The 12,522-nt window shown below is 60.9% G+C and carries 9 protein-coding genes; 7 read left to right on the top strand and 2 right to left on the bottom strand.

Features of this window, described 5'->3' with window-relative positions; all coding sequences use genetic code 11:
* The first annotated feature begins 88 nt into the window (after positions 1-88).
* The 5 genes from AC1RO0_RS21405 to AC1RO0_RS21385 all read left to right on the top strand — a co-directional run bounded on the left by AC1RO0_RS21405 (position 89) and on the right by AC1RO0_RS21385 (position 5,247).
* Positions 89-961, top strand: coding sequence for a LysR family transcriptional regulator (locus tag AC1RO0_RS21405; RefSeq protein ID WP_498594801.1), 873 nt, complete (start codon positions 89-91; stop codon positions 959-961).
* A 202-nt stretch (positions 962-1,163) separates the two neighbouring features.
* Positions 1,164-2,252, top strand: a complete 1,089-nt coding sequence (locus AC1RO0_RS21400; RefSeq protein WP_498595002.1) for a polyamine ABC transporter substrate-binding protein — start codon at positions 1,164-1,166, stop codon at positions 2,250-2,252.
* A gap of 119 nt (positions 2,253-2,371) precedes the next feature.
* Positions 2,372-3,514 carry an ABC transporter ATP-binding protein gene (locus AC1RO0_RS21395; RefSeq protein ID WP_498594800.1) on the top strand — a complete coding sequence of 381 codons (1,143 nt, stop codon included), beginning with the start codon at positions 2,372-2,374 and terminating at the stop codon, positions 3,512-3,514.
* A gap of 2 nt (positions 3,515-3,516) precedes the next feature.
* Positions 3,517-4,428, top strand: coding sequence for an ABC transporter permease subunit (locus AC1RO0_RS21390; protein ID WP_498594799.1), 912 nt, complete (start codon positions 3,517-3,519; stop codon positions 4,426-4,428).
* A gap of 3 nt (positions 4,429-4,431) precedes the next feature.
* Positions 4,432-5,247 (top strand): ABC transporter permease subunit, encoded by an 816-nt coding sequence (locus AC1RO0_RS21385; RefSeq protein WP_498594798.1) that lies wholly within the window; start codon positions 4,432-4,434, stop codon positions 5,245-5,247.
* Positions 5,248-5,252: 5 nt separating this feature from the next.
* Here AC1RO0_RS21385 and AC1RO0_RS21380 read toward each other — a convergent pair whose 3' ends face one another.
* Positions 5,253-7,148, bottom strand: coding sequence for an AsmA family protein (locus tag AC1RO0_RS21380; protein ID WP_498594797.1), 1,896 nt, complete (start codon positions 7,146-7,148; stop codon positions 5,253-5,255).
* Between the two features lie 165 nt (positions 7,149-7,313).
* Between AC1RO0_RS21380 and AC1RO0_RS21375 the strand changes: the two genes are divergently transcribed.
* Positions 7,314-9,266, top strand: a complete 1,953-nt coding sequence (locus AC1RO0_RS21375; RefSeq protein ID WP_498594796.1) for an acetoacetate--CoA ligase — start codon at positions 7,314-7,316, stop codon at positions 9,264-9,266.
* Positions 9,267-9,615: 349 nt separating this feature from the next.
* Positions 9,616-11,523, top strand: coding sequence for a DEAD/DEAH box helicase (locus AC1RO0_RS21370; protein ID WP_498594795.1), 1,908 nt, complete (start codon positions 9,616-9,618; stop codon positions 11,521-11,523).
* 394 nt (positions 11,524-11,917) lie between these two features.
* On the opposite strand, the gene AC1RO0_RS21365 is transcribed toward AC1RO0_RS21370, so the two are convergent.
* The gene (locus AC1RO0_RS21365; protein WP_498594794.1) at positions 11,918-12,391 is read right to left on the bottom strand and encodes a VOC family protein; all 474 of its coding nucleotides are present in this window, start codon (positions 12,389-12,391) and stop codon (positions 11,918-11,920) included.
* Positions 12,392-12,522 lie beyond the last annotated feature (131 nt).

The raw sequence follows: 12,522 nt of genomic DNA, 5'->3' as shown, positions 1-12,522 counted from the left end.
GGGAAATCTCCACGTTGAAAGGCATCCCTTCAATTACACATAAGAATTTGCTTTATATACAATCGTTTTCGCCTTATGTTTTTCAACTATGAAAAACTCGACCTGGGATGCCTATCAACTTTTCCTCGATGTCGCCCGTGGCGGCGGGCTGACGGGCGCCGTTTCGTCAAGCGGATTGAGCCCGGCGACGATCGGTCGACGCATGCTGGAGCTGGAGAGCCAGGTCGGCCGCCCGCTCTTCCAGCGCAGCCAGACCGGTTATGCGCTGACCGGCGACGGCCAGGAACTGTTCGATCAACTCCTCGACATGGAGGCGGCGGCCCGCAAGGTGGATAGCTGGCAGCGCGAGGCGCAGGGCGCGGCCATCGTCCGGATTACCGCAGGCACCTGGGTCGCCTGGGTGCTCAGCCAGAACATGCCGTCGATCTGCTCCGAGCGGGACGGCTTCCGCATCGATCTGCAAATCGCCGAACGTCGCGCCAGCCTCGCCCATCGCGAAAGCGATATCGGCATCCGCGCCTTCGAACCGGAGGAGGCAAACCTTGCTGCCATCAAGACCGGTGACGTCGCCTATGCCGCCTATCAGGCGCGCAACATGCGCTTCGCCGGCCCCAGGCGCTGGATCGCGGTTGCGGAAGAAGAGGCGATCTCCGCCTATCTGCGCTGGCCGCATCAGAACGAGCGCGAGGCGATCGCGGTGACGGTCACCCGGCCGCGCTCGCTCCATGATCTGGTTCTTTCAGGGTCGGGCATCGCCGTTCTTCCCTGTTTCGTTGGTGATCTGGAGCCTCGGCTGGAGCGGGTGGGTGAGGAAATCGCGTCCCTGCGTCACGGGCAATGGATCGTCATGAACGATACCGACCGCCATCGCCGCGAGATCCGCACGGTGGTCGACCGCATGGCCCGGCTGCTGAAGAGCCATGCCGATCTCTTCGCGGGCAACCGTCCGACCTATGTTTGAAAACCGCAAGCGGAAGACGGCGTGGTCCGTCTCCGGTCGATGAACCGCACGATCCCTCGATTTCACGTAAATCCGTGAAAGCTCATGGGGCTTGCTTTTCCCCCTTGTGGCCTTTGGGATTCCTTTCTAGTCTGGCGGGAAAAACAGAGGGTTGGGTGTCGCGAGGATGCCCTTGAACAAAACAGGAGAGACCATGAAGTCCATGTTCGCACGGCTCGCGGCAACTGCCTTTGCGGCGGTTTCGCTGGTCACGGTCGCCCAGGCGGAAGACAAAGTCGTCAACGTCTACAATTGGTCGGATTACATCGATGATTCGATCCTGGCCGATTTCACCAAGGAAACCGGCATCAAGGTCGTCTACGACACCTTCGACGCCAACGAAACGCTGGAGACCAAGCTGCTCGCGGGCAAGACCGGCTATGACGTCGTCGTGCCGACCGCCTACTTCCTGCAGCGCCAGATCAAGGCCGGTGTCTTCCAGAAGCTCGACAAGTCGAAGCTGCCGAATATCTCCAACATGTGGGACACGGTGCAGCAGCGGATCGCGGCCTACGATCCCGGCAATCAATATGCCGTCGACTACATGTGGGGCACCAGCGGCGTCGGCTACAATGTCGACAAGGTGAAGCAGATCCTCGGCACCGACGAGGCGCCGGATATCAACGTGATCTTCGATCCGGCGCTTGCCGCCAAGTTCAAGGATTGCGGTATCTACGTGCTCGACTCTCCGACCGACGTCGTTCCGGCGGCGCTGCGCTATCTTGGCCTCGATCCGAACTCGACCAAGCCGGAAGACTTCAAGAAGGCCGAGGAACTGCTGACGGCAATCCGTCCCAATATCCGCAAGTTCCACTCATCGGAATATATCAATGCGCTCGCCAACGGCGACATCTGCCTCGCCTTCGGTTACTCCGGCGACGTGCTGCAGGCGCGCAACCGCGCAGCCGAGGCCAAGAACGGCATCAATATCGCCTATTCGATCCCGAAAAAGGGCGCGCAGATGTGGTTTGACGTGATGGCGATCCCGGCGGACGCGCCGCATATCGCCGAAGCGCACGCCTTCATCAACTATATGATGAAGCCGGAAGTCATCGCCAAGGCCAGCAACTTCACGGCCTACGCCAACGGCAACAAGGCGTCGCAGCAGTTCGTGAGCAAGGAAGTGCTGGAGGATCCGTCCGTCTATCCGACGGAAGAGGTCTCGAAGAACCTTTACACCTTGAAGCCATGGGATCCGAAAACGCAGCGCGTGGCGACGCGCTTGTGGACGAAGGTCACCACTGGCCAATAATTTCAAAGCAGGCCCGGACGGCAACGTCCGGGCCTTTTTCTGACGGCATAAGGTAAAGATCAGGACCGCGCTGGAATGGGGAAGAGCCGGCGCAGCATCCTTTCATTTGGGGATAAATGATGAAGTCTCTCGGTAATATCCGGCGTTCCTTTGCTCCGTGGACCGACCCTTCGGCAAAGCCTTACATTTCCTTCAAGAACGTCACGAAGAAGTTCGGCGATTTCGTCGCTGTCGACAATCTTTCGCTGGATATTTACAACCGCGAATTCTTCGCCCTGCTCGGTGCCTCCGGCTGCGGCAAGTCTACGCTCTTGCGCATGCTGGCGGGCTTCGAGCAACCGACGACGGGCGAGATCATCCTCGACGGCCAGAGCCTTGCCGGTACACCGCCCTATCGCCGCCCCGTCAACATGATGTTCCAGTCCTATGCGCTCTTCCCGCATATGACGGTGGAAAAGAACATCGCCTTCGGGCTGCGCCAGGACGGCATGCCGAAGGCGGAGATCGACGATCGCGTCGCGCAGATGCTGAAGCTGGTCAAGCTGGAGCAATTCGCCAAGCGCAAGCCGCATCAGCTTTCCGGTGGCCAGCGTCAGCGCGTGGCGCTTGCCCGTTCGCTCGCCAAGCGCCCGAAGGTGCTGCTGCTCGACGAGCCGCTCGGCGCGCTCGACAAGAAGCTGCGCGAGGAGACCCAGTTCGAGCTGATGGATCTGCAACAGAGCCTCGGCCTCACCTTCGTCGTCGTCACCCACGACCAGGAAGAGGCGATGACCATGGCCGACCGCATCGCCGTCATGAGCCATGGCAAGGTGGCGCAGATAGCGACGCCTGCGGAGATCTACGAAGCTCCCAACTCGCGCTTCGTCGCCGACTTCATCGGCGATGTGAATATTCTCGAGGGCAATGTCACCTCGGCCCGTTCGGGGATCATCGAGATCGCGGTCGATCCCGCCATCACGCTGCGCGTCGCCTCCAACGACACGCCGGCGGAAGGAAGCCGCGCCAGTCTCGCCATTCGGCCGGAGAAACTCAGGATCACGCCGCGCCCGCCGGCCAATGCCTCGGTCAACGCTGCCGAGGGTGAGATCTGGGATATCGCCTATCTCGGCGACATGACCGTCTTCCACGTCAAGCTGCAGAACGGCCAGGTGGTCAAGGCTTCGTCGCTGAACGCGGTCCGCGCGGTGGAAGAGCCCTTCGCTTACGACCAGAATGTCTGGGTTTCCTTCGACGAAAACGCCGGCGTGCTGCTGAAGGATTGATGATGAAAACGCTAGGTTCCTCCCTCTGCCAGCGCCTTGTCATCATCATCCCCTATGTCTGGCTGCTGCTCTTCTTCCTCGTGCCGTTCCTGATCGTCTTCCGCATCTCGCTGTCGACGAAGGCGCTCTCCATCCCGCCCTATGATCCGTCCTTCAACTGGTCGGACAGTTTCAGCGACTGGTGGGACAAGCTGCAGACCATGTCGTTCGACAACTACACATGGTTGGCCGGCGATCCGCTCTACATGAACGCCTATCTCGGCAGCCTGAAGATCGCCGGCATCTCGACGCTCCTGACCCTGCTCTTCGCCTATCCGATCGCCTACGGCATGGCGCAGGCGCCGCGCACCATCCGCCCAACGCTGCTGATGCTGGTCATCCTGCCGTTCTGGACGAGCTTTCTGATCCGCGTCTATTCCTGGATGTCGATCCTCAGCACCACCGGTCTCTTGAACCAGCTCTTGATGGGGCTCGGCATCATCAACGAGCCGCTGGTGATCCTCAACACCAACACCGCCGTCTATATCGGCATGGTCTATTCCTACCTGCCATTCATGGTGCTGCCGCTCTATTCCGCGCTGGAAAAGATGGACGGTACGCTGATCGAGGCGGCGCAGGATCTCGGCTGCACGGCGAACGGCGCTTTCTGGCGCGTCACGTTCCCGCTGTCGATCCCCGGCGTGATCGCCGGCTGCATGCTGGTCTTCATCCCGGCTGTCGGCGAATTCGTGATCCCGGACCTGCTCGGCGGTTCTGAAACGCTGATGATCGGCAAGGTGCTGTGGAGCGAGTTCTACGGTAATACCGACTGGCCGCTGGCCTCTGCCGTGGCAACGATCCTGCTGCTTGTGCTGGTGGTGCCCATCGTCTTCTTCCAGCACTTCCAGGCGAAAGCCGAAGAGAGAGGGAGATAGGTCATGACCCGCTGGTCCCGTTTCAACATCGTCTCGGTCACGCTCGGCCTGGCTTTTCTCTACCTGCCGATCCTGTTGCTGGTCATCTATTCGTTCAATGCCTCGCGCCTGGTCACGGTCTGGGGCGGCTTCTCGACGCAATGGTATGTTCATCTCTTCAGCAACGATACCATGCTGAATGCCGCCTGGCTGACGGTGCGTATCGCGCTTCTGTCGGCGACGGTCGCCACGGTGCTCGGCACGCTCGCGGCGCTGACGCTGGTGCGCTACACGCGCTTCCGCGGCCGCATCCTCTTTTCCGGCATGATCTACGCGCCCTTGGTCATGCCGGATGTCATCACCGGCCTGTCGCTGCTGCTGTTCTTCGTCACCGCCGGCATCGACCGTGGTTTCTGGACGATCGTCATGGCGCATACGACGCTGACCATGTGCTTCGTCGCTGTCGTCGTGCAATCCAGGCTGCTGACCTTCGATCGTTCGATCGAGGAAGCGGCGCTGGATCTTGGCGCGCCGCCGATGCGTACCTTCTTCGAAATCACATTGCCGATTATCGCGCCGGCTGTGTTCTCCGGCTGGGTCCTGGCGTTGACGCTATCGCTCGATGATCTGGTGATCGCCACCTTTGCCTCGGGCGCCGGCGCCAAGACGCTACCGATGCTGATCTACAGTCAGGTCAAGCTTGGCGTGACGCCGGAAATCAACGCGATCTGCACCATCCTGGTCGGTATCGTCGCCATCGGCGTCATCTGCGCGTCTATCGCCACCAAACGCCGCGAGGTGCAGCGCCAGAGGGATGAGCACGCTGCGGCCGCCGGCTGAGGACTTTATTGCTGCGGCTGATCGGGCTTCGGCAGCAGCGTCGTGACCGGGGAGATCACCGGGTCCGGCCAGGTGCCGCCGATGAAGAAGGGCAGCATTGGCAGATCCGACGTGTCGACTGGGTTGCTCGCCTCGATGGCGCCTGACAGCGCCAGCCCGTTGCTGCGGAACGGAACGACGCCGTTCAGCGTCACCGTCTCGTTGCGTCCGGTGATCTTGGCGCTGTGAACCTCGGCCGATCCCTTGGCGAAGCTTGCATCGACATTAAGGCTGTCGAAATCGAAGGCCGTGTCGGCAATATCGCTCATTCGGAAGAAGGTCTTGTCGGCGGCAAGGGCGCGGAAGGCGGAGATGTTGAATTGCCGGAAGGAGCCCGCCTGTCCGGAAAAATTCATCTTGCCGGCGACATCGCCGAGATTGGCGGCCCAGATCGGCTTCGAGGTGCTGAGCGCCAGATCCAGCGATCCCGTTGTCATCGGCAGCGGACCAACGAGCTTGAGACGAGAGAAAAGCCCGCCGAAATCGGCGTTGCGGATGGATATCTGCAATTTGCCGCCGCCATCGAAGTCGCCTTGCGTGACCTCCAGATGCGCGGTCAGATCCCCGCCCTCGAAGCCGCTGTCGCCGATGTCGAATTTCGCTTTGCCACCGGCCACCAGCAGGCTGGCGCCGATATTGTCGAACTGGAAGGGACCGAGCCAGGCCTTGTTCGATGACATCCGCATATCCAGGTCGAGGCGCTGCAATGGGTTGCCGTTGAGCAGCGCGTCGATGGCGGTATCGGCCGCCAGCCGCATGGAGAATGCCGCCAGGAACGGATTGAGGTTCATCTGGTCGAAGGCGAGCGTGCCGGAAATCTTTGGCTTGCCGGCTGTCGTGTAGCTCAGATCCATGACGCCGGACGCGGCGGAATCGTTGACCTTGAAGTTCAGATTGTTGAAACGCAGGCCATTCTGGATGGCGACGATATCGGCGTTGAGCGAGACGTTCTGCAACGTATTGGCGGCCGGCAGATGCTCCCCGCTCCAGGCAAGGAATGACGGCATGTTCGGCACGCTCAGATCGAGATTACCGGCGAGCGTCGAGAAATCGGAGATACTGGTGACACCGCTATAGGTCCAGTTGATCAGCGGCGAGGAGAAGCTCGTCCTTGCATCCACGCTTTTGCCGGCAAACAGCAGCAGCGGCTGGGTAGAACTGAAATCGATCTTGACGTCCTGGTCGTTGAGCCGCGCCAGGATGACGGCCGTCATCGGCCGCGACAGCCGTGGCCATGTGATGTCCGCATTGACGCCGTTCATCTTGTAGGTGTTGCCGGTGCGCTCGTCGGCCATCTCGACAGTGCCGTCCTCAATGGTCAGCGTGCCGATGTCCGCATCCTGCTCCCGCTGCATCGGCATGCCCTGATTGGTGGACGTTTCCACCCGCTCGATCGCCTTGGACAGCAGTCCTTCGTTGGTCCAGTCGATCAGGCCGGTCTCGTCGCGGCGGATGTAGATTGTCGGGCGCAGGAAATGAAACTCATGGAAATGCGCGCGTCCACGCAGCGCTGCAAATAGCGAGAAGTCCGCCGAAAGGCTGTCGATATGGCCGAGCACCTTGCCGTTCTTCGTCGGCTCGCGAATGTTGACCTGATTGAGCGTCACGCGCGGCGTCGGCCAGAATTCCAGGGTCGGGTCGCCCTCGATCTGGGCGCGATATCCGGTCCAGTCGGAGAGTGCCTTCTCGATGCCGGAGCGCACCAGCCCGCTGGAGATCAGGAACGGGGCGGTTGCCCTGAAGACGGCGAAGACGATGAGGATGGTCAGCAGCACGATGCCGGAGGTGCGCGCGACGGTCGGCAGCCAGCGCGAGGCAGATCGCATCGTCAATCGCCACTTCCTATTCCTCGACGTGCTCATGATCTCACGGAGACTTTCATACTCATAGCGCTGATATGCCTGTGTTTGCCGGATATAGGAAATGATCGGCGGATGCAAACGTTGTAGAGCGGGAGGACCGACGACTCTGAGACTTTATAATGCGCTGCAGCATGGTATATAAGCCGAAAAGCAGGGGGAGATCATATGCACGATAGTGAACCGCTCTGGACCCCGTCGGATGAGTTTCGTCGACACAGCCCGATGTTCGCCTTCATGCAGGAATGCAACCGGCGTTTCGGCCTGTCGCTCTCGGATTTCTCCAGCCTGCACGCCTGGTCGATTACCGAGCGCGAAAGCTTCTGGACAGCAGTGTGGGATTTCTGTGGCATCAAGGGAAAACGTGGCGAAAGGGCGCTGATCAATGGCGACCTGATGCTGGAGGCGCGTTTCTTTCCCGATGCCGAACTGAACTTTGCCGAGAACTTGCTGGCGACGAGCGGTGAGGGCGATGCCCTGGTCTTCTGGGGAGAGGACAAGGTGCGCGATCGCTGGTCCTGGGATCGGCTGTCGGCCACAGTGTCACGCCTGCAACAGGCCTATCGCGCCCTCGGCATCGGCAAGGGCGACCGTGTCGCCGCGATGGTGCCGAACATGCCGGAAACCATCGCCTGCATGCTGGCCGCCGCCTCGATCGGCGCCATCTGGTCCTCCTGCTCCCCCGATTTCGGCGAGCAGGGCGTTCTCGACCGCTTCGGTCAGATCGAACCGAAGCTCTTCATTGCCTGCGCAGGCTACTGGTATGGCGGCAAATTGCAGGATGTGACGGCGAAGGTCGGCGCCATCGCACAGCGCCTCGGTGTTCCCACCGTCACTATTCCCTATGCCGGCGATGCCGATGCGGTTGCGGCGGCGACGCCTGGCGCCAAGACGCTGTCCGCCTTCATCGCGCCCTTCGAGGCAAAGGCCGTCGAATTCGTGCCTCTGCCGTTTGCGCATCCGCTGTTCATCCTGTTTTCCTCGGGCACGACCGGCGTGCCGAAATGCATCGTCCATTCCACCGGCGGCGCGCTGTTGCAGCTCATCAAGGAGCATCGCCTGCATTGCGGCGTCGTTCCCGGCGAAAAGGTCTTCTATTTCACCACCTGCGGCTGGATGATGTGGAACTGGCTGGTAACGGGGCTTGCCGCCGGTGCCACCCTCTGCCTCTACGACGGTTCGCCCTTCGCTCCCGACGGCAACATCCTCTTCGATTATGCGCAGGAGGAGGGCTTCGCCATCTTCGGCACCTCGGCGAAGTATATCGATGCGGTGCGCAAGGGCGGCCTGACGCCGAAGACCTCGCATGATCTCACCAGCCTGCGGCTGATGACCTCCACCGGCTCGCCCCTGTCACCGGAAGGCTTCACCTTCGTCTATGAGGGCATCAAGGACGATATCCAGCTGGCCTCGATCGCCGGCGGCACCGATATCGTCTCCTGCTTCGTGCTCGGCAATCCCTTGCAGCCGGTCTGGCGCGGCGAGATCCAGGGAGCGGGTCTCGGCCTTGCCGTCGATGTCTGGAACGAGGATGGCAAGTCGGTGCGCGGCGAAAAGGGCGAGCTCATCTGCGCCAAGGCCTTCCCCTCCATGCCGGTGATGTTCTGGAACGATCCCGACCGCGCCAAATACCACGCCGCCTATTTCGAGCGTTTCGACAATGTCTGGTGCCATGGCGATTTTGCCGAATGGACAGAGCATGGCGGCCTGATCATCCATGGCCGGTCGGATGCGACGCTGAACCCCGGCGGGGTACGCATCGGGACGGCGGAGATCTACAATCAGGTCGAGCAGATGCCCGAAGTTCTGGAGGCTCTCTGCATCGGCCAGGATTGGGATGATGACGTGCGCGTTGTGCTGTTCGTGCGCCTGGCGGCGGGCGCCGTCCTGACGGAAGATCTCGTCAAGGCGATGAAGACCCGCATTCGCACCGGCGCCTCGCCGCGGCATGTGCCGGCCAAGATCATCGCGGTTACCGACATCCCGCGCACCAAATCCGGCAAGATCGTCGAACTCGCCGTCCGCGATGTCGTTCATGGCCGGGCAGTGAAGAACAAGGAAGCGCTCGCCAATCCGGAAGCGCTGGACCTGTTTATCGGGCTGGAGGAGCTGAAAAGCTAACCTCCTCTTAGAATTGACGGGCAAACGATCACCTTGGAATAGTAACCTGGCGTTAAGAGAGATTGGTCAAAGGTAAATCCAACCTGGGGCCGCTCGCATGAACTCGGAGCGGCTTGGAGCGGTGGCTCCCGTGACATGACGTTGATCGACTCGAGCTTTCGTTAGGCAGCATCAACTCCAAAGGCAGCACGATTCGCTGCCTTTTTTTCGTTCGCGCTGCACAAATACGCGCCCGCTCTGTACATTGCCCCGCCGACCAAGTATGTGCACGCTTGAAGAAGAGGCCTGCGACGTGCGGGCCACGATGATCCGTGCCTCCTGGCGCGTGAAGAATTCCGAAAGACAAGACATGACCGAATTCGAAGGCATCGTTCCTGCGATTGCCCAGGCTTTGGCAAAGCGTGGTTACGAAACGCTGACGCCGGTACAAAAGTCGATGCTCGATCCCGACCTTGCTGGCAAGGACGCATTGGTTTCGGCCCAGACCGGCTCCGGCAAGACGGTTGCCTTTGGCCTGGCGCTGGCCCCGACCCTTTTGGACGGCGCCGAGCGCTTCGGCCGCGCCGGCACGCCGCTGGCTCTGGCGATCGCGCCGACCCGCGAACTGGCGCTGCAGGTCCAGCGCGAGCTGGAATGGCTCTATGAGCTGACCGGCGCCACCATCGTTTCCTGCGTCGGCGGCATGGACATGCGCACCGAGAAGCGGGCGCTGGAGCGCGGCGCGCATATCGTTGTGGGCACGCCGGGCCGTCTTTGCGACCATATCCGCCGCAACTCGCTCGATATTTCCGAGCTGAAGGCCGTCGTGCTGGACGAGGCCGACGAGATGCTCGATCTCGGCTTCCGCGAGGACCTCGAATTCATCCTCGAGACATCGCCGACCGAACGACGGACGCTGATGTTCTCGGCGACCGTGCCGCGCTCGATCGCCAAGCTCGCTGAGAACTACCAGCGTGATGCTGTCCGCATTGCCAGCGCCACAGAAGCCAAGCAGCATGTCGATATCGACTATCGTGCGTTGACGGTCGTGCCGAGCGACAGGGAAAATGCCATCATCAACGTGCTTCGTTACTACGAAGCGCAGAACGCCATCGTCTTCTGCTCGACGCGTGCAGCGGTCAACCATCTGACGGCACGCTTCAACAATCGCGGTTTCTCCGTCGTTGCCCTCTCCGGCGAGCTTAGCCAGAGCGAGCGCACGCATGCGCTCCAGGCCATGCGCGACGGCCGCGCCCGCGTCTGCATCGCGACCGACGTCGCCGCTCGCGGCATCGATTTGCCAGGCCTCGATCTGGTGATTCACGCCGATATACCGACCAATCCGGAAACGCTGCTGCATCGCAGTGGTCGTACCGGTCGCGCCGGCCGCAAGGGCGTTAGTGCCCTGATCGTGCCGCTCAGCGGCCGCCGCCGTACCGAACGCCTGCTGGAAGCCGCCCGCATTCGCGCCACCTGGGCAAAGCCGCCATCGGCCGATGAAGTCAGCCAGCGCGACGACGAGCGCCTTCTCGCCGATCCGATTTTCTCCGCACCGTTGGGTGACGACGAACAGTCGTTGGTTCAGCAGCTGTTGCAGACCCATGGCGCCGAACAGGTCGCCGCCGCATTCCTGCGTCAATACCGCGCCGGTCATTCCGCGCCGGAAGATCTGCAGGATGTGCCCTCCGAAGGCGAACGTAAGAAGCCCCGCCGCGACGATTTTCCAGTCACGCGGTATGACGAAGCGCCCGCCGGCGCTGGCCGCAACGATTTCACCGATGGTGTCTGGGTGTCGCTCTCGGTCGGCCGCAAGCAGAATGCCGAGCCACGCTGGCTGATCCCGATGCTCTGCCGCAACGGCAACCTCACCAAGCGCGACATCGGCGCGATCAAGATGCAGCCGGAAGAAACTTTCGTCGAGTTCTCGGCCGAAGGCGCAGAACGCTTCCTGGCGGCGATCGGTCCGGACAAGGCTCTGGAACGTGGCATCCGCGTCAAGCCACTCGCTGGCATCCCGGATTTTTCGCAGGCCAAGCGCGAGGGAGGCTACGGTAAAAAGCCTTTCGCCGACAAGGCCGCTCGCCCGCACGACGACAGCAAGCCGAAATGGAAATCCGAGCGCAAGCCGGAACGGGCACAGGCAGGCGAGGGCGCTTCCGACAAGAAGCCCTGGGTGAAGAAGCCGGGCAAGCCGAACTTCGCCAAGAGCGATGCGGGCCCGCCGGCCGGCAAGCCGAATTTCGCTAAGCGCAAGGCCGTGAAGGCTCGCGGCGAATAGGCTCGGCCTATCCCGCTCCTTGCGGGCGGGAAAGCAAAATCTAGCATTTAGCCGAAAGGCTAAGTGCTAGATTTTGCAAGGGCGGGGGTAGGTAGGGACGCACTTAATCCTTGGAGTGATTTAAGCAAGAACGGGACCCCCGCTCTGGCAATTTCAATGGCTTAGAAATTGCGCTTAGCCTCAAATATGCTGAGACCCCCGTATCGCAATTCCTAAACCAGTGAAATTGCTTTCTCGCCCGCCAAGGGCGAGATAAGGCTCCGAATTTGTAGCAACCGTCCCTCAATTTCACTGACCGGAAATCAATTCACCAGCACTTGCGGCGACGGGAAGGTCACGTCCCCCTTCGTTCGGCAACGAATTAATCGCGAAAATCGCCCGGTCAGCGTTTGCCTCAGCCACGCCGTGCGGCTTCAATCACCCCGACGTCGATTTTCTTCATGGTCAGCATCGCATCGAAAGCTCGCTTTGCTTGATCACCGCCTGCCGCAAGCGCTTCGGTCATGACGCGCGGTGTGATCTGCCAGGAGATGCCCCATTTATCCTCGCACCAGCCACAAGCCTTTTCCCTGCCGCCATTGTTGACAATAGCGTTCCAGTAGCGGTCGGTCTCTTCCTGGTCGTCAGTTGCGATTTGAAATGAGAAGGCTTCGTTGTGCTTGATTGCGGGGCCACCGTTCAGGCCGATGCAAGCAATGCCGGCGACGGTGAATTCAACAACCAGGACGTCTCCCTGTTTGCCCTCGGGATAGGTTCCAGGGGCACGAATGACGGCGCCCACTGCGCTGTCTGGAAAGGTCTTGGCGTAGAAGTGGGCGGCGGCCTCGGCGTCTTTGTCGTACCATACGCATATCGTGTTTTTTGCCATTGCGTAGTCCTCCTTTGCGTCTCTCACTCACTCCCTCCTGAAATGAGATAAGAGGCAAACCGTCTTTCTCCAGCCCATCCAAGCTATTTTACCTGCTCAAATGGTCGAAGTTCCGCCTTTGGGCAGACAAT

Source organism: Rhizobium sp. GW821-FHT14E12, from assembly GCF_058803745.1.
The sequence above is the reverse complement of the archived record's forward strand: the minus strand, read 5'-3'. Positions and strand labels throughout refer to the sequence as shown.